At 36.8% G+C, this 23601-nt stretch carries 20 protein-coding genes; 2 read left to right on the top strand and 18 right to left on the bottom strand.

What is annotated here, in order from left to right; translation table 11 throughout:
• Positions 1 to 274: 274 nt before the first annotated feature.
• The 6 genes from AC4BHA_RS07050 to AC4BHA_RS07025 form a co-directional block, all read right to left on the bottom strand.
• The gene (locus tag AC4BHA_RS07050; protein ID WP_140461390.1) at positions 275 to 1714 is read right to left on the bottom strand and encodes a glycoside hydrolase family 1 protein; all 1440 of its coding nucleotides are present in this window, start codon (positions 1712 to 1714) and stop codon (positions 275 to 277) included.
• Between the two features lie 3 nt (positions 1715 to 1717).
• Positions 1718 to 3292 (bottom strand): response regulator transcription factor, encoded by a 1575-nt coding sequence (locus AC4BHA_RS07045; protein ID WP_490558360.1) that lies wholly within the window; start codon positions 3290 to 3292, stop codon positions 1718 to 1720.
• A complete protein-coding gene (locus AC4BHA_RS07040; RefSeq protein WP_490558359.1) occupies positions 3289 to 5013 on the bottom strand; it encodes a cache domain-containing sensor histidine kinase in 1725 nt (574 codons plus the stop codon). Before AC4BHA_RS07040 ends, AC4BHA_RS07045 begins: the two co-directional genes overlap by 4 nt.
• Before the next feature lie 6 nt (positions 5014 to 5019).
• A complete protein-coding gene (locus AC4BHA_RS07035; protein ID WP_139891075.1) occupies positions 5020 to 5868 on the bottom strand; it encodes a carbohydrate ABC transporter permease in 849 nt (282 codons plus the stop codon).
• Between the two features lie 13 nt (positions 5869 to 5881).
• Positions 5882 to 6757, bottom strand: coding sequence for a carbohydrate ABC transporter permease (locus AC4BHA_RS07030; RefSeq protein ID WP_490558358.1), 876 nt, complete (start codon positions 6755 to 6757; stop codon positions 5882 to 5884).
• 66 nt (positions 6758 to 6823) lie between these two features.
• The gene (locus tag AC4BHA_RS07025) at positions 6824 to 8107 is read right to left on the bottom strand and encodes an extracellular solute-binding protein (RefSeq protein WP_490558357.1); all 1284 of its coding nucleotides are present in this window, start codon (positions 8105 to 8107) and stop codon (positions 6824 to 6826) included.
• 629 nt (positions 8108 to 8736) lie between these two features.
• Here AC4BHA_RS07025 and AC4BHA_RS07020 point away from each other — a divergent pair.
• The gene (locus AC4BHA_RS07020) at positions 8737 to 9417 is read left to right on the top strand and encodes an EcsC family protein (protein WP_225983687.1); all 681 of its coding nucleotides are present in this window, start codon (positions 8737 to 8739) and stop codon (positions 9415 to 9417) included.
• A 440-nt stretch (positions 9418 to 9857) separates the two neighbouring features.
• Here the strand turns inward: AC4BHA_RS07020 and AC4BHA_RS07015 are convergent, their stop codons facing one another.
• The 6 genes from AC4BHA_RS07015 to AC4BHA_RS06990 all read right to left on the bottom strand — a co-directional run bounded on the left by AC4BHA_RS07015 (position 9858) and on the right by AC4BHA_RS06990 (position 16859).
• Positions 9858 to 10664 (bottom strand): MurR/RpiR family transcriptional regulator, encoded by an 807-nt coding sequence (locus AC4BHA_RS07015; protein WP_066104144.1) that lies wholly within the window; start codon positions 10662 to 10664, stop codon positions 9858 to 9860.
• A 27-nt stretch (positions 10665 to 10691) separates the two neighbouring features.
• The gene (locus AC4BHA_RS07010; protein WP_490558356.1) at positions 10692 to 11378 is read right to left on the bottom strand and encodes an N-acetylmannosamine-6-phosphate 2-epimerase; all 687 of its coding nucleotides are present in this window, start codon (positions 11376 to 11378) and stop codon (positions 10692 to 10694) included.
• A 176-nt stretch (positions 11379 to 11554) separates the two neighbouring features.
• A complete protein-coding gene (locus AC4BHA_RS07005) occupies positions 11555 to 13153 on the bottom strand; it encodes a PTS transporter subunit EIIC (protein ID WP_077248034.1) in 1599 nt (532 codons plus the stop codon).
• A gap of 463 nt (positions 13154 to 13616) precedes the next feature.
• On the bottom strand, positions 13617 to 14489 hold the full coding sequence (locus tag AC4BHA_RS07000; RefSeq protein WP_490558355.1) for a pirin family protein: 873 nt from the start codon (positions 14487 to 14489) through the stop codon (positions 13617 to 13619).
• 599 nt (positions 14490 to 15088) lie between these two features.
• Positions 15089 to 15289, bottom strand: a complete 201-nt coding sequence (locus tag AC4BHA_RS06995) for a cold-shock protein (protein ID WP_050614125.1) — start codon at positions 15287 to 15289, stop codon at positions 15089 to 15091.
• 427 nt (positions 15290 to 15716) lie between these two features.
• On the bottom strand, positions 15717 to 16859 hold the full coding sequence (locus tag AC4BHA_RS06990; protein ID WP_490558354.1) for an acyl-CoA dehydrogenase family protein: 1143 nt from the start codon (positions 16857 to 16859) through the stop codon (positions 15717 to 15719).
• A 187-nt stretch (positions 16860 to 17046) separates the two neighbouring features.
• Between AC4BHA_RS06990 and AC4BHA_RS06985 the strand changes: the two genes are divergently transcribed.
• Positions 17047 to 17409, top strand: coding sequence for a hypothetical protein (locus AC4BHA_RS06985; protein WP_490558353.1), 363 nt, complete (start codon positions 17047 to 17049; stop codon positions 17407 to 17409).
• Positions 17410 to 17434: 25 nt separating this feature from the next.
• On the opposite strand, the gene AC4BHA_RS06980 is transcribed toward AC4BHA_RS06985, so the two are convergent.
• The 6 genes from AC4BHA_RS06980 to AC4BHA_RS06955 form a co-directional block, all read right to left on the bottom strand.
• Entirely contained in the window at positions 17435 to 18358 is a 924-nt protein-coding gene (locus AC4BHA_RS06980; RefSeq protein ID WP_490558352.1) for a TIGR01777 family oxidoreductase, read from the bottom strand.
• A 126-nt stretch (positions 18359 to 18484) separates the two neighbouring features.
• Positions 18485 to 19192, bottom strand: a complete 708-nt coding sequence (locus AC4BHA_RS06975) for a Type 1 glutamine amidotransferase-like domain-containing protein (protein WP_490558351.1) — start codon at positions 19190 to 19192, stop codon at positions 18485 to 18487.
• Positions 19193 to 19300: 108 nt separating this feature from the next.
• Positions 19301 to 19711, bottom strand: a complete 411-nt coding sequence (locus AC4BHA_RS06970; protein ID WP_139891096.1) for a hypothetical protein — start codon at positions 19709 to 19711, stop codon at positions 19301 to 19303.
• A 304-nt stretch (positions 19712 to 20015) separates the two neighbouring features.
• Positions 20016 to 21071, bottom strand: a complete 1056-nt coding sequence (locus tag AC4BHA_RS06965; RefSeq protein ID WP_490558350.1) for an NAD(P)H-dependent flavin oxidoreductase — start codon at positions 21069 to 21071, stop codon at positions 20016 to 20018.
• 182 nt (positions 21072 to 21253) lie between these two features.
• Positions 21254 to 21943 carry a response regulator gene (locus AC4BHA_RS06960; RefSeq protein WP_490558349.1) on the bottom strand — a complete coding sequence of 230 codons (690 nt, stop codon included), beginning with the start codon at positions 21941 to 21943 and terminating at the stop codon, positions 21254 to 21256.
• A 13-nt stretch (positions 21944 to 21956) separates the two neighbouring features.
• The gene (locus tag AC4BHA_RS06955; RefSeq protein WP_490558348.1) at positions 21957 to 23537 is read right to left on the bottom strand and encodes an ATP-binding protein; all 1581 of its coding nucleotides are present in this window, start codon (positions 23535 to 23537) and stop codon (positions 21957 to 21959) included.
• Positions 23538 to 23601 lie beyond the last annotated feature (64 nt).

Below are 23601 nucleotides of genomic sequence, written 5' to 3'. Positions count from 1 at the left end.
TCCAATTATTATAACGTTACTATACACCATGGTCTATTTCCCTATTATGCTCAAAACAAGATAATACATTACCATATATATTTCATCTAAATGAATCTTTCACAGACTTATTTTATATATTTTTTTAAAATATCGCCTTTTTAGCAGCTTAAAATAAGACTGTCCATATAGCTAGCTATCATCTAATATCCTTCCCTTTATCCATTAATCCTATCGAATCAAATTGATTTCATGGCCTTTGAGGTTAGATACATTCTGGAATGGTCATCCCAACTCACCTATAAAAATCGTCATTCTCTGCTTCAAATTCTTTTGTTTCGATTACTTGTTTATACCAGTAAGCAGATTTCTTAAGTGCTCGATTGCGGTTATCATCTAAATTAATTTCAACTAAACCATACCGGTTTTTGAACGCGTTCATGGGTGATACATTGTCGGTGAATGCCCAAAGCATATAGCCTTTACAGTTGGCTCCTTCTTCGATTGCCTTTAAGAGCCATTTTAAATGTTCGCTTATAAACTCAATTCGGTAATCATCCTGAATGATTTGTTCTTCATTCTTAAATCTGCCTTCGTTTTCTACACCCATTCCATTTTCAGCAATAAACCATTCAATGTTTCCGTACTCTTCTTTCAATCTGACCGCCATATCAAACATAATTTGCGGGTAGATTTCCCAGCCACGATATGGGTTCATTTTCTTACCTACTAGCTCGTGTTTTTCATAATAGTACTCAGGGTGGAAAGGTGTTTCTTCATTCCATGCAGTTGTACGTGCTTTGACGCGGTGTGGGAAATATAGATTAATGCCTACATAATCAATCGTATTTTCCTTAATGAGCTGCAACTCTTCGGTTGTATGTTCAAAAGTAATATCATGTTTTTCCATCAACTCAAATAATTCCTGCGGGTACTCACCCTTAATGGCTGGATCTAAGAATACACGATTGAAGAATAGGTCATACATTCTAGCTGCTTTTTGGTCGTGTTCAGAGGAAGAACGAGCATATGTAACCTCTGGGTTTAGGATGGTCCCAATTTTGGCTCCTGTCTGATCCTTTAATCTCATTTCCTTAAATAACTTCACCACTTTAGCAGTAGCAAGCCCTTTATTATAGTTCCACTGCATCCATTTTTTTGTGTTCTGTTCATATGGCCAACGAATCGCATCTAAGTATATGCGTGTTTGAACTACAACTGGCTCATTAAATACGAACCAGTGTTTCACACGATTTCCATAACGTTCAAATACTTTTTCCGCATATTTTACAAATAGTTCAACCACATGCTTTGAGCCCCAACCGCCGTATTTTTCAAATAAATAAGCAGGCAATTCATAGTGCTCCAGACAGATCATTGGCTCTACGCCATTTCTAATTAATTCATCAATTACGTTTCCGACAAAGCTCGCGTACTCTTCATCCACAACAGCATTCTCATAATCCACTAAAAAACGGGACCAATTAATCGATGTTCTAAAATGGGATAAACCAATTTCCTTCATATAACTGATATCTTCTTTATAACGCTTGTAAAAATCAGTTGCATAAGCAGGTCCATATCCGTTATGCCAAACATTCTTATTCTTTTTGTACCATAGGTCTAAATATGAATCCTGAGACTCTTTTTTATCGGTCCAGCCTTCAGTTTGCCATGCAGAAGATGATGCTCCTAAAATAAAGTCCTTTGGTAGGTTTAATGTTATTTTTTCCATCTATTATAATCTCTCCCCAGTTTTTCTATCTTGCAGATTTCTGAATTTTCGATAGTCCGTCGCAGTCATTCCAGTCATTTTTTTAAACACTCCAACGAAATACTTATATTCCTGAAACCCTACTTGTTCGGATATTTCGTTTACCTTAAAAGGAGTCTCTGCAAGTAAGATCTTTGCTTCATCCACTCTTAATTGGTTAACGTATTCATTGAAATTAACGCTTGTTTTATGCTTGAATAGAGAGCTAAAGTAATTTGGGGTTATATTAAGGACCTCCGCTACTTCATGAACTCTAATATTCGTTCTGTAGTATTCATGTATGTATTCCTTCGCGTGATTGATTAACAAATCTTGTTTGTCAAAATTCTTCAGCTCAGAATGGTATTTACAGATGGAGGAAAGGTCCAGATAAAAAAGTTCTTTCAACAATTCGTATGAGTTATATTCATGAACATTTAGGCTCTCGCTGTAATAAAGATCCCATTTCCTTACCTTTTTCCCACTCAGAGACTTATAGTGATCCAAAATTTTATTAAGTATCTCTCTGCATACCTGAACAGCTTCATCCAGGAAAAATTCATGTATGGTAAAGTATCCGAATAATTCATTAGTAAAAGTATGTAGGTCCAAATCCTTCATCTGGATAATAGCATCTATTAATTGCTCTTCAAGTTTAGTTGGGTAAGATTGAACGGTATCCCGTCTCAATTGATCTGAAACTACAAGGCTGGTACATTCCGTGAAAGCTAAATACCTTCCTTGATTTAGTATTTCTGTTAGTACGACCTTGAGATTTTCAACAGGAATCCACTCTTCGCTCCAAACAAATTGAAGGTTGAATCGATCATTTCGAATCAAGTTTTGCCGGATATCCGACGTCATTTTCCGACCATCATCACTATGAACACAGGTAACTAGTATATTTTTTTCAGTAAAGAACGAATAAGAGGTAAGTCCATATTCTTGTAGTTTCCTCTCAATGCTTTTCTCCCATCCTCTTAAAAACTCTTCATATTCCCCTTCTGATAAACTAGTTATTTTTCGTTTATAATTTTGATGCATACTAATAAATGGATAAATCCTGAAGCCGTTGTAGTCGTCTGATTTAACAGGTGAAGACCTTTGTAAATTTGTTACTTGTTGGAGGATTGCATTTCTTAATCCTATTTTGTCCCGCTCTTTTTTTTGCTGCCGCTTTTGTTTCATTTCGTTGGTTATCTCTTTAACATTTTCCATGAGCTCATTAATATCAACCGGTTTTAGAAAATAATTATCTACACCCAATTTGATAGCTTGCTGGGCATATTCAAATTCTTCAAATCCACTCAGAATAATCGTCCGAATATGAGGGTAGTTGGCATACAGAAAACGTGCCAGCTGCAATCCATCCATTTTTGGCATCCTTATATCTGTAATAACAAGTTCAATATCGCCATATTGTTTGACCTTCTCGATGGCATCCTCTCCATCATGTGCTGTGTCTACTACTTCGACGTCGATGGTCTCCCAGGGAATCGTTAAACGCAGACCACGGGAAATAATAGGTTCATCATCCACTATTAACATTTTAAAAGTCACGAGTGTTCACCTGATTTCTCCATGTTTATGGGCTGCCAAAGTATTGGCAGGATTAGCCTTACCAATGCTCCAGATTCAACTTTTAACACCAGCAAACCATAAGGTTCTCCAAACGCAATCTCTAAACGTTCCTTTAGGTTTTTCATTGCATAACCAGTTTCTTGCGCACCTTTTTCGAAACCCTTACCATTATCAATCACATCAATCCATAACTGATCTTCCGCTTGATAACAGCGAATGGTAATGATTCCTTGCCTTGGTAATTCTTTAAAACCATGCTGGATGCAATTTTCAACTAGTGGCTGTATTAATTGTTTCATTATGTAAGAGCGTTTGATTTGCTCATCAATAAAAATGTAAAAAGACAGACGTTCTCCTAAGCGGCTTTTCTGTAATTCTAAATATGATTCAATATAGGCTATTTCCTCTTCTATTGTAACCCACATTTTACCATTATTTAAATTCATACGGAACACTTTTGAGAGTTGTTCAATTTGCTGACCTGTTTCCATTGCATTTTCAAGGCGTGCTGTCCATCGAATCATGTCCAATGTATTGTAAAGAAAATGTGGATCAATTTGATTCTGAAGCGCCTTTAATTCAGATTCCTTTTGTTTAATAGTCAGTTTGTATTCTGTATCAATATGTCTTTGGATTGTTTTGACCATTTTATTAAATTGCTTACCCAGTTGACCAATTTCATCATTTGTTGAAACACCCACATTCGCAGAGAAATCCCCCTTCTCAAGCTGGTGTGTTTGGCCAGTTAATTCAATTACTCTTTTTATATTAGAGCGATAGAATCCATAAAAAGCGATGATTCCACATATGAGAAGAAGAAAAATCATATTACGAATCGAATTTCGAACGGTATACAGTTCCTTGACCAAGTGCTCCTCATTTACAATCACGATAGATGTCCAATTTGTCCCACTCAGCTTTTTTTTAACAGCTTTATAGTTATGGTTGTTTTTTGTAAAATCATAGGCTAGGTTCTCACTATGATTGACCCAATCGATAAAGGCAGGGTCATTGTATTTTTTTCCTATTAGCTCTTGATTTGAATGAAGAATAACTTCACCGGACTTTGACATGACCAGGTAATTACCTTGTTTTACTTCTAAATTTCTCTTAATTTTTTCCTGATCAAGACGGATTCTTACGATGCCAATTGGTTGATTAATCTTATTTAAATCGTTAATGACTCTAGAGAGGCTAATAACATATTTTTTCCCATCCCACCCACTTGTAACCCCATAGGTATCGCTCCAAATGGGAGATCCTTTTCCGTCTATGGCAGCCTGATCTAACTTATCCTCGTTTCCAAAAACAGGTTCACCAAATGCCAGCTCCTCACCATTTCCTCCTTTTAATAAGATGGAGGATATATACTCATTTGACATCAATTGAAAAGTAAAATAGCCTTTTATCCCGTCCATACTACTTTTATCCGCAAGGGGAGTTTCTTGTGTAGTTTTAAAAAATGCTCGAAAGTCCTCGCTGTAAATCATATAGGAGGACATACTTTCAACATCTCGTATGATGTACAAAAGGCTCTGTTCATCTTTTTCTAGTATTTCAAGGATATCCTCTTCCAGCTGTCTTTTAAGTACTTCCGTTGTTTGGTAGTAAATGAGAATTCCATAGCATAAAGTTGGTAGTGTGATGAATACAAGGAATATAATCATAAACTTCTTTTTTAGGCCCCAATTTCGAATCATATTCATTTACCCTTTTACCGCACCAGCTGTCATACCTTTAACAATATTCTTTTCAAAAATCATATAGAAAATGACAATTGGAATTAAAGACATCGTTAAACCAGCCATTTGGGCACCATAGTCGGTTGTAAATTGACCTGCAAAGTTTGCTAAACCTAGTGGCAATGTTTGAAGCTCTGGGTCATTAATTAACACTAGCGCAAATGAAAATTCATTCCAATTGTAGATGAAATTAAGAATGACAGTTGTAGCGATTGCCGGACGTGACATGGGCAGGATGATGGACCAGAAAATCCTAAAAACTCCGCACCCGTCCATGATTGCAGATTCTTCAATATCCTTAGGAAATCCCTTCATAAAGCTGGTGAGGATAAAGATCGTAATGGGTAAATGAAAAGCGATATAGGGAAAGAGTAAGGTGATGGGTGTATTCAATAGTCCTAAATTTTTCATTAGAATAAACATAGGTACTAATGTGGCATGAATCGGTATTAATAATCCAAAGATGAAAAATCCATATAACCACTTGCTCATCTTGAAATCAAATCGAGATAAGAAATAAGATGCTAAGGCCCCGATAAAAACGGTTAATACAGTCGCCGTTACAGTAATAAAAATACTATTCTTAAACAGGACACCTAAGTTAGCAATATCCCAAGCGGCAGTATAGTTTTCTATTATAAATTTCTTTGGAAACCCAAATTGGTTTGTTGCAAACTCCTTTTCGGATTTAAAGGAGTTGATTGCCATCCAAATAATTGGATACGCATTAATAATTGCAAATATGATTAATGCTATATAGATGCTTACTTTTTTGAAGCTTCTTTTCTTAGGTATTTCATTTGTTTTCGCCATCTATACCCACCTCCTAAATCATTTTCTTTCCTAATACTTTGTTCACAATCGCAATTAAGATTAGACTAAAGAAGAAAATAAATACGGACACTGCACTACCATAACCATACTGCAATTTTGAAAATGTTTCATTAAACATATAGAGCGCCATAACATCCGTGGAATGAGCTGGACCACCGTGTGTCATGACATAGATTAAATCAAATGTTTTCAAACTGCCTGCAATACAAAGCGTAATCGCAACGAGAATGGTCTCCCAAATCATTGGAATCGTAATCTTCCAGGTTGTTGCCCATTCCGATGCACCATCCATTTTAGCGGCTTCTAATACTTCAGTAGGTATATTTTGTAATGCGGCCAAAAAAATAATTAAGTATAGACCAACAAACTGCCAAACTACTACTACTAAGACAGATGCCATTGCCCACTTTGTATCTCCCAACCAATTTTGTGCGAGTGAATCTAACCCGATTGATCGTAAAAATTCATTGATTAATCCATTACGGGAATTGAAAATCAAACTCCAGGTTAAGGAAATCACTACGGTTGATAAAACAACTGGAAGAAACCCAATAGTTCTAAATAATTTTGCGCCCTTCATTTTACGGTTCAATAAAAGGGCAAAAAATAAAGCAAGTGGAACTTGACCCAGCACAGAGACTAAGACTACGTATATATTATTTTTGACAGAGTTCCAAAATAGAGAATCCGCAAATAGCTTTTTAAAGTTATCTAATCCTACAAAGGTCATTTCATTGAATCCATTCCAATCCATGAGTGAATAATAAAAGGATTGGAGAATCGGATAAATGGCAAAAACAATATATAGTAAGAAAGCAGGCAGTATACCTAGTATAAACGCTCCCTTAGTCTTATTAGTTAACTTCATTTTCTTCCCCCCTAAACATTCACAGGTTACTTGCATGAAGTAACCTGTGAAAGAACTTATAGACAATTATTTACTTTTGTTTTCTTTCTGCATCTCTTCCGCTAATTGTTCAGGTTTTTTGTCACCTAAGGTAATAGATTGCAAGCCATTGTTAATAATATCAGTAAGTTCAGGAGTTAATGTTGCATCATATACTGGCACTAATCCACCTTGAGCAAAGCTGTTAGCATCCTGGAATATTTGTGGAATGCTGTCATCCATTTCAACAGTAGCTGGAACGATAATATTCGCTTTGATTAAGCCTTGGTATAGTTCATCACCATAGTAGTATTTTAAGAATGTGAAAGCAGCCTCTTGCTCTTCTTTACTTAACTTGCTGTTAACGGCGATTCCCCCGCCAGCTGCCCCAGCAATCTTGGTAGGATCACCTTTACCACCTTCAAATGTAGGGAATGGAGCTACACCAATGTTATCAATATTTTCTACACTGTCTAAGATTGGCCCTAATGCCCATGAACCAGCAAAGTGGAGCGCTGCAGTTCCTTTAATGAATTCATTTCGCGATTGAGCTTCATCAAGGGTATTCATATCCTCATTAAATGCCTTTAATTTTGTTAATTCGTCGATTACGGATAATGCATTGATAAATTGAGGATCCTCGAAGCTGCCATCTCCGTTTAATGTATTCTCTAAGAAATCACTTCCAGTAAAGCGATCAGCAATTGTAGAGATATAAACAGATTGCAATGGCCAGATTGCTTTGTTACCTAAAGAAATTGGAGTGGTTTCTTTGTCATTAAGTGCTTTTACAAGTTTTTTAAATTCCGCATATGTTTTTGGAAACTCATCAAAACCTACATCCTGAAGCATGTCTTTATGATAGTAAATTAATCCTGTAATACTAATGTTTGAAGGGATTGCGTAATAATTATCATCTAATGCATAGTCTTGTAGAATGGCATCAGGAATGACTCCATCCCAGTTTTCAATGATTGGGTTTAAGGGAAGGATCGCTCCTCCTTCAGCAAGAGGCTCTGTCCTCGACCCAGGCCATACACGCATCATATCAGGTAATTGATTTCCAGCGGCTTGCGTTCTTAATTTTGTTTCATATTGGTCATGTGGTATGGCCTCTACCTTAACCTGAATATCATCGTGTTCTTTATTGAATTTAGAAATAATGTCTTTGTAGAGTGTGTTTTCCGGCCGATCCTCGGTCCAGTCAGTCCAAAGTGTAAGCTCAATTGCCCCATCCTTCGTGGATTGACCTGCTTTTTCATCTTCATCGCTACATGCAGCTAAAGCTAGCACTGTCAGTAACCCCATTAGGACTAAACCTAATTTCTTCATCGTCTTTTCCCCCTTTATCATATAAATTAAAGCGCTTACAAAATTCATTATAACGCTTACCAATTGATTGAAATATCCTACAAACCTATAAAAATATCTAAAATTCTTGGAAAGGGTGTTTGGGATGCTGTGGTTAAGTACAAGGAGGGTCTTCTCTGTCTAAACCAGAAGAGGGCTTGTACATCTTATGCAGCCGAGGGTCTATATACTCTTAAAAAGCGTTTTTCTGAGTGCTGTATTATCTCCAGTACTAATCTGTTGTTAAAGATGGATTATCTAGATCCTCGACCGAATTTACCTTTATATACTCCATACAAGAAGAGACAAAAATAGAGACGTACTTTTATATAATTATTTTTATCAACGGAGGTATTTAAATGAAGAAATTATTAGTAGGTTTTACAAAATTCCCGAATATGAAAGCTGGACAGATTAGATTCGCTTCCAATAGTAAAGAAAATTGTATTGAGCCACAGAATTATTAAAGGATTCTATTAGAAATATGGACGGTTATCCGCAATTGCTGAAAAAACTAGTTTTGATAACAATAATATCAATTAAACAATTAGCACAGTCAGATAAATAACTTATAATATTAGTATAATACTGAGAGGTAAGGTGAATATATAGTGGACGAGAAAAAAAGATTAACCCACGATGCTATAATGAATGCCTTAGATTGGTCTTATGATAAAGCAATTAATGGCGGAATAGCTGGAATGGACACAGCCATAGAGTTAGCTGAAAGTTATTTACAAAAAAGTGGTACACTTGATCAAAAAGTTCAAAGTTTAATTAATTGGCAAAATACTAAAAGTGCCACAAGTGGCTTCTTAACAGGAGTAGGAGGACTTATTACTTTGCCAGTTGCTGTCCCTGCAAATATAACTAGTGTTATATTCGTACAAATGAGAATGGTAGCAGCTATTGCACATATGGGGGGATATGATCTAAAAGATGATCAGGTTAAAACTTTTGTTTATGTATGTTTAGCAGGAAACGGAGCTAAAGACATTCTTAAAAATACAGGGATTCAAATTGGTAGGAAGCTTGCAGTAACAGGTATAAAAAAAATACCTTTTGAGGTTATTAAAAAAATTAATCATGCTGTAGGATTTCGTTTACTAACAAAGTTTGGAGAAAAAGGAGTCATTAATTTAAGTAAAATGGTTCCTGTAGCAGGTGGAATTATTGGAGGAACTGTAGATGCTTTTGCAACCAATACAATAGGTAACTTAGCCAAGAAGATGTTTATTCAAGAGCCTAAATCATATAATGATGACGAACCTGATATTATTGATATGTTGTAATAACCTTACCTTAATGTACATTTTAATGTTAGATAAATACTCGGTTTTCCAAGTAACGTATTCTACCACCATTCTCTAATATTCATCATACAGAGGTAATATAATATGTATTTTTTATCTTCAATTATTACACTCTAGAATGCCAATGAATGACCTATTACCTTTCAATGGTATTCTTAATTTATAATTTGTTGAATGAACTCACCAATATAAACCTAAGCACGAGTATCCTAATATTTATAATTAGCATCTTCAATATTTTTAGGAAAATGAAAGATTATCTCGATATCACGACCGTACTTAAAATATGTACATACTCAACGTTTTGAAAAGACAGATCAATAATATGAATATCTTTTTACAAAAAAATACTCCTCCTAAGGTAGGCAGATTTTAAACAAATCAACTCTCTCAGGCGGAGTATTTTAAACTTCTCTTTTTCAACTATTAATATGGATTTGAGACGATACTGCGGAAATGGTCTCTTGATAGATTTTTTTCCTAGTTGGATCCTCCAAGAAATGCATACTAATTAAGTCGATGAGGTAAAGCGCGCTTAAATCAAGACCGGTTGATAAGTAGGCATTGCGAACGGGATGGACGGTCCATAGCACTTCATCCGATAATTTTGTTAGATATGTATGGTCATAAGCCGTTAAAGAGATTAATTTAACATCTTTTTTCTTCGCTTCATTAACTGATGAAATTAACTCCCGGGTTTGCCCAGAACGTGAAATAGCTAATAATAAATCCCCTTTTTTTAATAAGGTACTTCTAATAATCATTAAATGTGGATCGGTTACAGCTTCACTGGCAAAACCCATCCTACTCAATCGGTAATTTAATTCCTGTGCGGCAAGTCCCGAACTTCCTAAACCATAGATAAAAATCCGCTTAGCATTTGTAACTAATTTGAGTGCTTTCATTATCGATTTCCGACTGTTTAATCCTTGTATATCGCGGATTACATCCATATACTGACTTCTGATTTTGGAATCCATATCCTCCGCTTCTTCATGGTGCGTTTCTCTCGCCAGGTTCATTTTTAATTCCACGAAATTTTTACAGGATACTTTTCTACAGAATCGGGTAATCGTTGCAACGGATACATTCGTTTTTTCTGCTATTTCTTTGATCGTGCACTTAGAAGCTTCTGATGGCGAAGAAAGCAAATAATCAGCTAAGCCTTTTTCTTTATCGGAGAATGAAGAATATTTCGATTGAATTTCCTTCAAGAGCGTAACCATAGATAACTCCTTCCGCCTTAAATTTGATCAGCAACCCCTCTTTATTTCTTCAACAAAGCGACTTGTTATTTGCTGTGGCCGAGTGATTGCTCCCCCGACTACAACGGAGTATGCCCCCAGGTCAAGTACCCTTCCCGCCATTTCGGGAGTGATAACATTTCCTTCAGCTATCACAGGGATTGAGACATTTTTTAAGACTGTTTTGATAAATTCAAAATCATTCTCATATAATTTACATCCTTTTGTCTCATTTGTATAGCCATAAAGGGTTGTGGATACACAATCAAAGCCCAATCGTTCCGCATTCATTGCATCATCCAATGAGGAGATATCTGCCATTAATTGAACCTGGGGATCATACTCTTTTACATATGAAACTAGATCAGCTAATTCCTCTCCATTTGGACGTTCTCTTAATGTTGCGTCCATCGCAATCATTTCACAGCCTATCTCAATTAGTTCATCAACTTCTTGTTTTGTTGCTGTGATAAAAACTTCACTATTAGGATAATTTCGCTTCACAATTCCTACGACAGGTAAATCTACTTCTTTTTTAATCGCGATAATGTCCGGTTTCGATTCTGCTCGAATACCTGCCGCTCCACCTTGCCTGGCAGCCAGAGCAAGCTTTGACATGATAAATGAGCTATGAAGAGGCTCACTCTCTTGGGCTTGACATGAAACAACCAGCCCTTTTTTAATATGGTCTAACATTTTATTCACCTACTATTTCTGTTTTTTTACCTTGATGATTACAGTTGGAAAACGACTCTCCTGCAGCAAATCCAATTAACGAAACTTAAATAGTGGAGGTAGCTTAGCATTATTATTTAGATTAAGGAAGGAAAAAACATAATTCCGCTACAGCTCCACCTATTAACCTTTTAAGATTATTTAACGTTGTTTATCTCATTTTTTAAGATCTCTGCGAGGGCTCCATATACGACTTGAACACCCTTGCCTTTCTTAAAGAGTCCCTTTGCCTTCAGTTCATCTTTCCAAACAGAATCTTCTGCAACTTTATCGATATCCTTGACGGTGACTCTTAATCTAGTTATACATGCATCGACGTCCACTAGGTTTTCTCTTCCACCTAAGGCTGTGATTACATCCTCTATATCAATGTCTTTTAGCAGTGCATCTTTCTTCGTATATAACTTATTCTCAGATTCCTCCCCACGACCTGGAGTTTTTAAATTCAATTTTAGAATAAGTGTTTTAAATACAAAGTAGTAGATGAGTGCTGTTGGAATTCCGAGAATGAGAATCCAAATATAATTCGTTTTATCATTACCCTGTAATAGACCGAATAATGTAAAATCAATGATACCCCTTGAGAAAGTAACCCCTACCGATACATCTAGAGCATATAAAGCAGCATAGGAAATCCCCTCTAGAATGGCATGAATCCCATAAAGTAATGGTGCTACAAAAAGAAATGTAAATTCGATAGGTTCAGTAATCCCTGTTAAGAAGGATGTTAAGGCCGCTGAAAATAGAATACCACCGACAATTTTCTTATTTTTACTGTTAGCTGTATGATACATAGCAAGGGCAGCTGCTGGGAGACCGAACATCATTGGTAAGTATCCACCTGTAAAATACTTCGTTGCTTCAGCCGAGAATTTAGTAACAGTCGGATCAGCCAATTGGGCGAAGAAAATGCTTTGTCCACCTTGTATGATTTTCCCTGCAACCTCTAATTCTCCACCAAGTGAGGTGTACCAGAATAGCGGATAAATAGCATGATGAAGTCCAAAAATATTGAGAAGTCGCATAAGGGATCCATAGAAGAACATTCCGATCGGGCCTGTTCGTCCAAAGAATTCTGAGAAGGTTGAAATTCCAAGGTGGACATATGGCCAAATAAATGGAATTATCACCCCTACTACACTGATTGCAAATACTGAAATAATCGGAATAAACCTTACTCCAGAGAAAAACGAAAGTGCTTCTGGAAGCTGCTTGTTGTAATATCTATTAGCTAAAAAGGCTACTAGTAAACCAACAATAATTCCTCCAAGCACACCAATTCTAACTGTAAAAATACCAAGCTCGTATCCGTATACGTTTGCCTGCTTTGCTGCTTCAACCGGATCTAGACCCTGAGATAAGAAATAGTCTACCGTTGTCGTCTCTGGTGTATGGCCCAGGAAACCTAGAATGGTACCAACAATAACATGCATGACAAGAAAAGCAATTGCTGCTGATAAACCCGCTGCACCTTTTTCCTGTAATGCTAACCCTGAAGCAATCCCGACAGCAAATATCAATGGTAAGTTAGCAAAAACAATATTACCAATTGCAGACATGGTGCTTAAAATATAAAACAAAATTGTGCCTTCTCCTAGGATTCCTTCCAACCCATAGGTTTCTACCATAAGGGGGTTGGTAAAAGCTGCCCCAATACCAAGCATGATCCCGGCTATTGGCAAAACAGCAATAGGAATCATAAAAGCTTTTCCTAAACGTTGCAGTTTTTCAAACATTCTTTATCCCTCCATTTTCAATCAGATATAAACCCTTCGCTTAATCAGTTGCTACTTTTGAAAATAATTATCATAAATCACATTTAATGTAATTTATTATCTTCTATTATATGAGAGTACCAGATTAATATGCAAATAATATTTAGAATTATTTTACTATATTGATAAAATTTATGATTCTTCCAAATTCCATATGTACTGTTCGCCCTTTGGTAGATTATTTGTAGGGCAATAGATATGGATATAGGACTAGAAAGGAACTGAACTCAAAAAATATATGTATTTTGATTGGTTATTTTTGCTTTTGGTAAGATCACTGATTAAATTTGTCAGTAACACATTTCTTGGATCAACACTCTCGATAGTTTAAGAACATACGTTCACAAACTATACAAACAAACACCAGATGTTTATTATCCATCTGGTGTTTGTTTGAAAATATATTTTATTTCTCTCATTTGATTTATATTTTTACTGCAGGTGGTCCAAATAATCCGCGCTGAAAATCGCGGAACGCCTCCCTGATTTCTTCCTGTGTATTCATTACAAATGGTCCACCAAGAGCTATTTCTTCCCGGATTGGAACGCCTGAATAAATCAATACTTTAGAACGAGATAATGCTTTTATTTTTAATTCACTTGAGGTAGAATCTGAGCACTCATCATTAAAGGAAAGGGTAGCCGCCCCTGTTTTAGCTATCTTTGTCTTACTTTCTCCGAACTCCATCTCCCCCGCCAACATATACAAGAATGCATTATGATTCTCAGGCAAAATATGAGTGTAATCAGATCCTTCACGGAGGCTAATTTCTGTCATCGTAATAGGAACCAAACTATTCATAGGTCCTGTTACCCCTGCAATATCACCTGAGTAAACTCGAATGTAACCCCCTTCAACTTTCACAACTGGAGCATCTTCTACATAGATGTTTTGATAACTTGTTTCTGTATGCTTCAGACTTTTTGGCAGATTCAGCCACAGCTGTAAGGTATGAATAAGATCATCGTCAAAAGCCTCTTCCGCATGCCTAGCTGCCCAACCAGCATTCATGTATTGGGCATCACCAGCATCCAAAATGCTATACCCTCCTGCATTATCTATATGTTCAAGCCTTCCATCAATAACATACGTTATAGTTTGAAAGCCTCTGTGGGGATGGTCGGAGAAGGTTCCACGCTTAAACCAGTCTTCAGCCATTAGAATAAACGGGGAAAATTCCTCATTCCTCTCAGGATTTAAAATCATTCCTTGTTGAACATGCGGGTATCCATTTTTGTTGTATACTGGATACCAAAAATCTTTTACTTCTCTATGAAATGTTGATTCATTAGACATTTCAATACCTCCTTTTGGAATTTTAAACATATTAATAAATTTATTTTCGTACAGCTTTAAACTACTTTACATAATTTCAATTGGGTTTCTTTTTAGCTCTTATTAGAAACTCTGCAATTAATTTTTCAGACTGTTTCCGCGTAGCATGAATTGGAATTCCTTAAAGAAGTCATCAACGATCATTTCAATATTACCTAAGGCAGTTTCTTTTGGTATGCATTGGGTTCTTGATTTAAAACCCTTTGAACGAGCCCTTGTATTCTGTGATTGTTTCTTCACCAAATACTTTTACTGTAAACTCTTTTTTATTTCAGAATCATTAATTTTTCCCTTATTGATATCCCACTATCTTACCATTAACATATTACCATAATATTCCGATTTGCCGTCAGAATATCACTGTATAATCCGGTTTAAATTAGTGATTATTTAACCACTGTGCTATACATAGCCTACCATTTGATATTACTAGTTTCATACGTTTGTTACAGAGGCTCTATTCATTTCTTGAATTGAATAGGGCTTTATTTTTATTCTCAATATTATTGATTAAACAAAAAATAGACCCTACTAATGTAGGGTCTATCTATTAGCTGTTATTAAGCTTTTTGAACGTTTGTAGCTTGTGGGCCACGTTGTCCTTGTTCTACTTCAAACGTTACACTTTGACCTTCGTCTAAAGATTTGAAGCCTTCGCTTTGGATTGCTGAGAAATGTACGAATACGTCTTCTCCGCCTTCACGTTCAATAAATCCAAAACCTTTATCTGCATTAAACCATTTCACTTTACCTTGTTCCATAATTGTTGCCTCCTAGTGTGTTTCCACACAACGTGTTACTATCCTTGCTCAAAAACCTTAGACGAAAATCAAAATCGCTTCTCAATCTGAAAACGAACAAAAATAATTCTTCTTTAGAATAACAGATAAATTCTAAAATAGCAAATTATTAGACTTATACCTTCTATATCAAACTAAACATGTGAGTTAATATTCTTCAAGGAGAAATGTTTACATTTGGTAATTTCAGGCGTATCACCAAATAAATCAATGATTCACTAGTGAACTGAGATAATTATAGTCATTGGCTCTCAATCTTCTGTGAATTTTATTACTTAAAAACCTTCATTAACGTAAAACAAGGTAAACCATTAGATTTACCCTGCTCTCTTTAAACATTATACCGGTAAGCTTAAATCATTTTCTTAATCTTACCTTTTTTCTTCTATTATATTTGTTTCTCTAACGCACTTTTAGCAAGTAAGGTCAATGTAGAATCATCCATAGGAGGATTATGCAGACCAGCTCGAACATCACGATAATATCTTTGCATTGGATTTTTCCGTTGCAGGCTTTGTGCACCGACTATTCGCATGGCCGTATCGACAATCGAGATCGCTTGATTGGTTATAGCCGTTTTCACAGCTGCCAATTCAGGACCCATTTGTTCCCGCTTCTCAGGATACTGCTCCCATCTTTGAGCAACAGAATACAAGAAGCACCTCGACTGCATCAGCTCAAGCTCCATTTGGCCAATCTTTGCCTGAATATGCGGCAGTTCAGATATTGTGCCCTTTAAACTGTTTGGTGAATACGTTTTTGCAAATTGAATTGCATAGTTACGTGCTCCTTTTGCAATACCGATATAACAGGCAGGTATATGTAAAAGCCAGCCCGAAGCTTTTCTAGCAGATGCTCTTTCCACAAAATATTCTTCAGGAAGCACTACATTATCCATAAGTAAATCATGGCTGCCAGTCCCCTGCATGGAAATCATATCCCAAGTTTCTTCAATACTTACACCGCTCTGGTTTTTATATACTTTAAACCAACCAATCGTTTCCTCGTCAGGAATCCATGCACTGACAAGAAAAATATCCAAAGCCGGAGCCAGTGAGGTGTACGTTTTTCTTCCATTAAGGATCCATTTATCTCCTTCTCTAAGGGCGATTGTCTCTGGTCTGCCTCCCCTTGTTGGGCTGCCTGTCGCCGGTTCAGATGCGGCACGGTTAACCAAAGCTCCGTCAGCGATTTCTTTAAATAGCTTCTTTTTATTTTCTTCTGTCCATGTTTTATTTTCTAAGATCTCCAGGATTACCATATTATGCCACCCAATTGCAAGTGAAGTTGAACCGCAATGCTCGGCGATGATCTCCTGGCCAAGCAAAAAAGTCGTTAACCCTTCCCCTGCTCCTCCAAATTCCTGTGGCAAGGTTAAGGTTGTATACTTCATTTTTTTCAAATCGGCAATATTCTCAGCTGGGAATGCACGTTCCTCGTCATATTTTTGTGCTCTTACAGAAAACTCTTTTGCTACGTCTTTTAATTGCTGCAAAATAGTTTCTTGTTGCTTTGTTAAATATTCCTCCATGTTGCCAGCTCCCTTATCAAAAAAACTATTCTGGGTTGAATAGTATGGTTTATATGTTAATCATATCACTTTGCCACTTCTATACCCATTGCCAAACCATATTTATTCCTCTTTCCCCTGAGCAAAACATCTACACAAATTATCTGCAACGTGCATTAACTAATTATAAAGAGAGGGGAGACTACATTTGAGTAATGAAAGTGATAAAGTTTTTTTTGATTATGCTTCTGATCTAATTGGTGAACAGGTCCAGGTAATTACAGTTGAAGGTTCCTATTACGGGGAATTAAAGGAGTTAAAGAGCGACTTTTTGTTGCTGCTGACTACTAATAGAGGTCAAACTAGTATTATAGCCATCCGTTTCAAGAAAATAATTGGCATTTCAAGAAACCTATACAAGGAAAGAAGACGGCCTTTATTTTTCGGCCAACAATGGAATCAAGAACAGAATCATCAAGACAACCAGCATGATAAACATGAAGAGGAACATCATCATGAACATTCGGCAGACAAGGAACATGATAATCATGATTTCCATGATGAAAAGTAATTCAAAAGAAATCAGGACTCCGCTTTTACCTCCGCGAGTCCTTTCTTTGTTTTACTAATTGCCTTAGAGCAGAGCCTAAATCTGGATAGATAAATGAGTATCCTGCTTCGATTAATTTTTTGGGTATCACCTTTTGCCCTTCCAGTATTAACGTACTCATTTCTCCAAGAGGTATCTTCAGTAAAAAAGAAGGAATAGTTGTCCAATGCGGTTTATTGAGTACCTCACCCAGAGTTCTACCGAAATCCTCCATTCTCATTGGATGCGGAGCTGTAAAATTCACCGAGCCTTTTATTTGGTTATTTCGGATACAGAATAACATTGCATTTGCTACATCCTCAACATGAATCCACGAATACCATTGTCGGCCTGAACCTAAATTACCTCCGACAAATAGCTTATAGGGCAAAACCAATTTTGGAAAAGCCCCTTCTTTGGCACCAAGAATTAGGCCAAAACGGGCAAATACGACTCGCATCCCAAAATCCGTTAACTTTTGTGCACCATGTTCCCACTGAACAACAGTTTCCGCTAAAAAATTGTCACCTGCTTGTGCCCATTCCTCATGATAGGTTTGTTCTAGAGATGGCTCATAATAACCAATAGCACTTGCATTTATTAAAATGCGAGGTTTAGGGTCAAGTTTTTCTATTATCCTATGGATCTCATTTGTTGCGTTTATACGGCTCATTAAAATTTGTTTTTTTCTTTTCTCCGTCCAACGACCAGAATTCAGGGATGTGCCAGCTAAATTAACAATAGCTTCAACCCCCTCCAATTCCTCTTCTGGTTTACTATTTTCATTAAGCCATTCGACTGATTTAACAGTTGGCATTGTTAGCTTATTTTTATTACGTGTCAAAATATAAACCTCGTGACCTTCCCTGACTAATAATGCAGCAAGTTCCTTCCCAACAAACCCGCTACCGCCAGCAATCGCTATCTTCATCCTCCGCACCCCATTCATTTGCCACTATCAATTCAGAAAGACTTTTAATCTATTTTTGCTTACTTTTCTACTTCCCTCTAATGAAAAAGATGTAAACATTATAATAAGCACAACGTGGTATTCTCTCTATAAGTCCTCCTTTCCTAAATAAAAGGGTTCCAGGATTTTTTCCTCGACTCCATCATTAGATATTTCAACTCTATAGGCTGCGGTGTTCGGTCTGGAACTCACTACTTTCATCAGTTCTCCATTTACATAATGAAGCCCTACCCCATCATCAGCAGCAATACCTGGATTTATTAATCCATCTTTAATCATTTGTAGATAGGCCGGTCTTCTATTCATTTCACCGTCGTAGTGAGGGGAATGACTCCCCTTTAATATCCCCAATGCCTTTATTGGTTCAAGAGTATCTCCAAATGAATCGGTCAATCCTTCCTCATACCAGCAAATCGCACCTGCACTTATACCGCACAATAGGATTCCTTGGTCATAAGCAGTTTTCAGTATTCGATCCAATCCCCACTCTTTCCAGAGAATTAATAAGTTCTTTGTATTACCTCCCCCAACATAGATAATATCCTGCTTGAGTATGTAATCTTGCAAATTTCTTGTAGGTGGCTTAAATAATGATAAGTGCGTTGGTTCGCACTCCTGCTCATTAAAAAAGGTATAAAACCTTTGTATATACCCGTCCGTATCCCCGCTGGCAGTTGGTACAAAGCATATTTTCGGCTTTTTTACGGTGGCCTGATTTAAAATATATTGATCCAATAACGGGTTCTCCGGTTCCATTGAGAAACCTCCGCCTCCTAAGGCAATAATCTGTCGCAAAGCCCAATCCTCCCTTACTTTTGACGACCAATAACGTTCAGGCAAAATATGTTTGTTAACAGCGTTTATAATGAACAAATGCATAAAAAAGCCTTACTCAAGGCTTCTTTAAAACTTCAGTTCTATCGATTTACCATCATCCTTAGAACGAATAGTTACTTGTTTTTGTACAGAGCGATTTTTTTCTAAATAGACATCATATGTACCAGGTTCAATGGTCAACTCATATTCACCTTTACTATTAGTTTGGACCTTTAAGGGTTTCTTGTCTTGATTCTTAGATTTTTTCTTAATCAAAATATCTGTCTCACCAAGTGCATGACCGGATGAATTCAAAAGGATAAATTTTATTTGAACATTTCTTCTGATATCCTCATCCGAGGAATCAGCGATTTGTTTACTAGACGTGTGATTTAAATTCACATCATGATCACTAAAAGAATAGAAAATGGCATACAGATAAATCGAAAATACGATTACTGCATAAAATATGAGTTTAACCTTCGCCATCATATTCACATCTGATCGCCCCTTCATTCCCTTTAAAAAGTAATCATGAGCCTGCCTTCTACCATTATATTTCCATCCTTAAGCTATCATTCCCTTCCAGTATTTAAAATTTGTTAATAAAATACTAATAAGTGGCTCTAATAATCAGTTTGATAAACGGTATTGGAAGAGCAGAAAAAATGAACGAATTTGAACATTTAATTAGTCTATTACAACATGGAGCGATCTGGTCCATATTTTACAACCATAGGATATTTATTTTTATTAGTTTGGTGGTTTTTGTTCTTATTCAAAAATAAAAATAAAAGATAAATTATAAATTTACAAACTGGTTCAGAATCCCTTTTGTTTCTTCTTGAAGAGATTGTATTAATTCTTTAACCGATACTTCCCTGCTTAATCTTGGGCTCTGCCCAGACCAAAGTGACATATATTCCTTATTATTTTGTTCACTTGCTACCCTTCTTATTTCTTTAGTTAATGTATTTTGATAAGGATAAGCCGGCAATTCATTTTCGTACTCTCTCATATTTTCCATGAATTTATTGTTAACACCCCGGGCTGTCTTACCAGAAAAGACCCTGGTTAATAATACATCTTCTTCTGATGCATTAAGAATAGCCTTCTTATGCAATGGATGTGCTCCACTCTCTTTTGTAGTTAAAAAAGCTGTGCCTAATTGAACTGCTTTTGCACCAAGACATAAAGCTGCTGTGATACCTCTCCCATCCATAATCCCTCCTGCAGCAATAACAGGTATGGAAACATTGTCTACAACTTGTGGAATTAAAGACATTAATCCTATTAAGCTATCTGGATTCATAAATGATCCTCTATGTCCTCCTGCTTCGCTGCCTTGAACAACTACTGCATCCATTCCTATACTCTCAACTATATGTGCTTCTTTAACATTTGTTGCAGTACCTATAACAACTGTTCCTATCTTTTTTAATTCTTTCACAATCTCTTTACTTGGAATTCCAAATGTGAACGAGCAAACCTTCAATTTTTCTTTTAATACTATTTCAATTTGTTCTTCGAATTCTGATTTAGTAGAAATCGACAAATCATCCTTTACTATCTGAAGTTCTTTTCGATATTGGTCTAATAAACTATTCGTTTTTAAAATTTTATCTTCTATTAATTCATGATTTTCAGGTACAAAAAGATTTATACCAAATGGATGTTTAGTTTTTACATTATGTATGAATTCTCTTGTTTTATCTGCTGTTAAATAACCGGCTCCAATACTACCTAAACAATTATTATTTGAAACTGATGAAACGAGTTCCGGAGTAGTCACGCCTGCCATAGGAGCTTGTAAGATGGGATATTTAATCCCTAACTCTTGAATCAATTTATTCTCCATAACGAGTTCCACCTCATTTTTTTGAATTTATAATAAAGTTTTCCCCTGGGATGTATTGTATTTTTTACTTATCATTGCTAGGTTGCCAAACGTTGAATAACCTTGAATGGATATTGCAATAATTCTCTGATAAAACAAGAAATATTTAGCTTTTGTAGCTTGTTCACTGATTAATGCTAATATCAATTAACCGTTTGATAACGGTTGATAGGCCGTCCTATCCCGCCATACTGTAATACAATTTCTACTTTGTTTTGCTTTTCGAGATGTTCCAGATAGCGACGAGCTGTGACTCTTGCAAGTCCAGTCCCTTCGGCAACTTCTTCTGCTGAGATTGGTTTCTTTTTCTCTTCGATGAATAGAAGTATTTTCTCCATTGTTGCCGGGTTAAGCCCTTTAGGGAGTACTTCCTTCTTCATTTTATGCTCCTGTTCAGGTTGGCTGCGCAAGAGGCGGTCCAATTCATCCTGAGTCAATTCCTCTTTCTGTTTGAATTGCTCCCTGTATGCCTTATAGTTTTCGAGCGCTTGCTTCATTCGCTCAAAGGTGAATGGCTTCATGACATAGTCAAAAGCTCCAAACTGCAGAATTTCCCGAATTGTCTGCTGGTCATTAGCTGCCGTAACGACGATGACCTCTGTCGAAATGGCCTTTTCCCTGATTTTGCGGATAGTAGCAAGCCCATCCTGTTCAGGCATGAATATATCCATTAAAACAAGTTCTGGCTTCAAGATTTCTATTTGTTCAAGCCCCACCTTACCGTTCGGGGCAAAACCGACGACATGGAAGCCTTCTATTTTCTCAATAAACCCACGATTAACCTCGCGTACCATTGGATCGTCCTCTATTAGTAATACAGTAACTGTTTCCATTTCATTTCCCCCCTTAAAAAGTAATGACAATGCTGCTCCCTTCACCAGGAGAACTATCCACTTCAATATTGCCGCCGCCTTTGGCGACAATTTCATGAATCAAGTACATGCCAATCCCATGTCCTTCTTCTTGTTTGGTGGTGTATCCATTTTTGAATAGATTATTGATGACGGCTTCATCCATCCCAATTCCATTATCCTCCACCAAAATTGATGTAGATTCATCCGTTTGGTCCAAGCTAATAGACACTTTACGCTCTTTTTGGATAGATTTCTGTACAGCCTCGAATGCATTTTCCAGAAGATTTCCGATAATGACGACAAAATCATGATGGTCGAGCCCATTTGGAAAATGAGTCCAATTGCTGTTCTTATCTATTTCGACTTCGATACCTAGTTCTTTCCCATGGCTAACCTTACTTAAAAGCAAACCTGATAGATTGTCATCTTTAATGCGTTCATGTAGGAAATCAGTGAGCATTTCTTGTTCTTCTTTAGCTTGGAAGATATATTCAGTTGCTTTTTTATATTTACCAAGTTGAAGCAAGCCTGCGATTGTATGCATCTTATTTTTATGTTCATGATTTTGAACACGGAGAGCCTGAACAAAAGCCTTTACGCCTGTAAGCTCCTCGGCTAGCTTCTTCACGTCTGTCCTGTCCTGAAAGACTGCGACGGCTCCAATCGTTTTGCCCCTTACCTGAATAGGAATACGATTACTCAAAATGGAATGCTGGTTGACCAATAACTCCTTATTATAGACCGGGTGATTAAAATCAATGATCTCTGGCAATCTTGTATCAGGCAGAACATCATAAATATTCTTGCCGATTAGATTTTGCTTATCTACACCAAGGATACGATAGGCCTTTTCATTAAAAACCGTAATGGTCATATCATTATCAATAGCGATAATTCCTTCATGCATTGCATTGAAGGTTTCATTCCGTTCGGCATAGAGACGAGCTATTTCATGTGGCTCAAGCCCAAACATTTGGTTTTTAACATGCCGTGCAAGTGACCATGCTCCCCATGCGCCAAGTAGCAGCGAAAAACCAATAGCCAAGAAGATTTCAATCCTTGTCCCCCATACAATTTCCCATAGAGTTGGGGTCAGATAACCTGTGATAACCACCCCTACCTGATTATGTTCATCATCCATAATAGGAACAAATCCGCGCATAACTGTGCCTGCTTCTCCATTCGCTTTAGAGACATAGCTGTGTTCCGTAAACGCAGCATCCTCATCTGTCGTTTTTGACACTGTACCTATCATCCTTTTGACAGGATGGGACAGTCGGATACGATTATTATTGAGCACAACAATATAATCAGCATTATTGATAACCCTAATCCGCTCAACAACTGGGTTTATTTCTTCCGCTCTGCTTTTGTCACCGCCTTCTGAAAGCAGCTTCCTCACCTCAGGCAATTCAGCAACCGTTCTTGAGAGGAGCAGGCTCCGTTCGCTGATTTCTGCCTCCTTCTTTTCCATGACACTTCCGAGCACAAAGATACCTGCAACAGCAAAAGAACAGATAATGATGAAGAAAGTCATAGTCATAATCTTCCAATGGATAGATATTTGCTTCATGCCCAAAACTCCTCGAGTAACTTTTTTCCATTGTACCACCAAAAAACACGGTAGAATATTGAAA

The organism is Pradoshia sp. Z3_51 (assembly GCF_058215915.1).
Note: the sequence above shows the minus strand (reverse complement) of the source record. Positions and strands in the feature narration are given on the sequence as shown.

What these genes read in the sequence shown, in the direction of transcription:
- AC4BHA_RS06980 (WP_490558352.1), bottom strand. Translation starts at nt 18,358, where the DNA reads ATGAAGATAGCGATTGCTGGCGGTAGCGGGTTTGTTGGGAAGGAACTT.
- AC4BHA_RS07030 (WP_490558358.1), bottom strand. Translation starts at nt 6,757, where the DNA reads ATGAAGTTAACTAATAAGACTAAGGGAGCGTTTATACTAGGTATACTG.
- AC4BHA_RS06990 (WP_490558354.1), bottom strand. Translation starts at nt 16,859, where the DNA reads ATGGAGGAATATTTAACAAAGCAACAAGAAACTATTTTGCAGCAATTA.
- AC4BHA_RS07005 (WP_077248034.1), bottom strand. Translation starts at nt 13,153, where the DNA reads ATGTTTGAAAAACTGCAACGTTTAGGAAAAGCTTTTATGATTCCTATT.
- AC4BHA_RS06960 (WP_490558349.1), bottom strand. Translation starts at nt 21,943, where the DNA reads ATGGAAACAGTTACTGTATTACTAATAGAGGACGATCCAATGGTACGC.
- AC4BHA_RS07040 (WP_490558359.1), bottom strand. Translation starts at nt 5,013, where the DNA reads ATGATTCGAAATTGGGGCCTAAAAAAGAAGTTTATGATTATATTCCTT.
- AC4BHA_RS06995 (WP_050614125.1), bottom strand. Translation starts at nt 15,289, where the DNA reads ATGGAACAAGGTAAAGTGAAATGGTTTAATGCAGATAAAGGTTTTGGA.
- AC4BHA_RS07035 (WP_139891075.1), bottom strand. Translation starts at nt 5,868, where the DNA reads ATGGCGAAAACAAATGAAATACCTAAGAAAAGAAGCTTCAAAAAAGTA.
- AC4BHA_RS07000 (WP_490558355.1), bottom strand. Translation starts at nt 14,489, where the DNA reads ATGTCTAATGAATCAACATTTCATAGAGAAGTAAAAGATTTTTGGTAT.
- AC4BHA_RS07010 (WP_490558356.1), bottom strand. Translation starts at nt 11,378, where the DNA reads ATGTTAGACCATATTAAAAAAGGGCTGGTTGTTTCATGTCAAGCCCAA.
- AC4BHA_RS06955 (WP_490558348.1), bottom strand. Translation starts at nt 23,537, where the DNA reads ATGAAGCAAATATCTATCCATTGGAAGATTATGACTATGACTTTCTTC.
- AC4BHA_RS07015 (WP_066104144.1), bottom strand. Translation starts at nt 10,664, where the DNA reads ATGGTTACGCTCTTGAAGGAAATTCAATCGAAATATTCTTCATTCTCC.
- AC4BHA_RS06965 (WP_490558350.1), bottom strand. Translation starts at nt 21,071, where the DNA reads ATGGAGAATAAATTGATTCAAGAGTTAGGGATTAAATATCCCATCTTA.
- AC4BHA_RS07025 (WP_490558357.1), bottom strand. Translation starts at nt 8,107, where the DNA reads ATGAAGAAATTAGGTTTAGTCCTAATGGGGTTACTGACAGTGCTAGCT.
- AC4BHA_RS07050 (WP_140461390.1), bottom strand. Translation starts at nt 1,714, where the DNA reads ATGGAAAAAATAACATTAAACCTACCAAAGGACTTTATTTTAGGAGCA.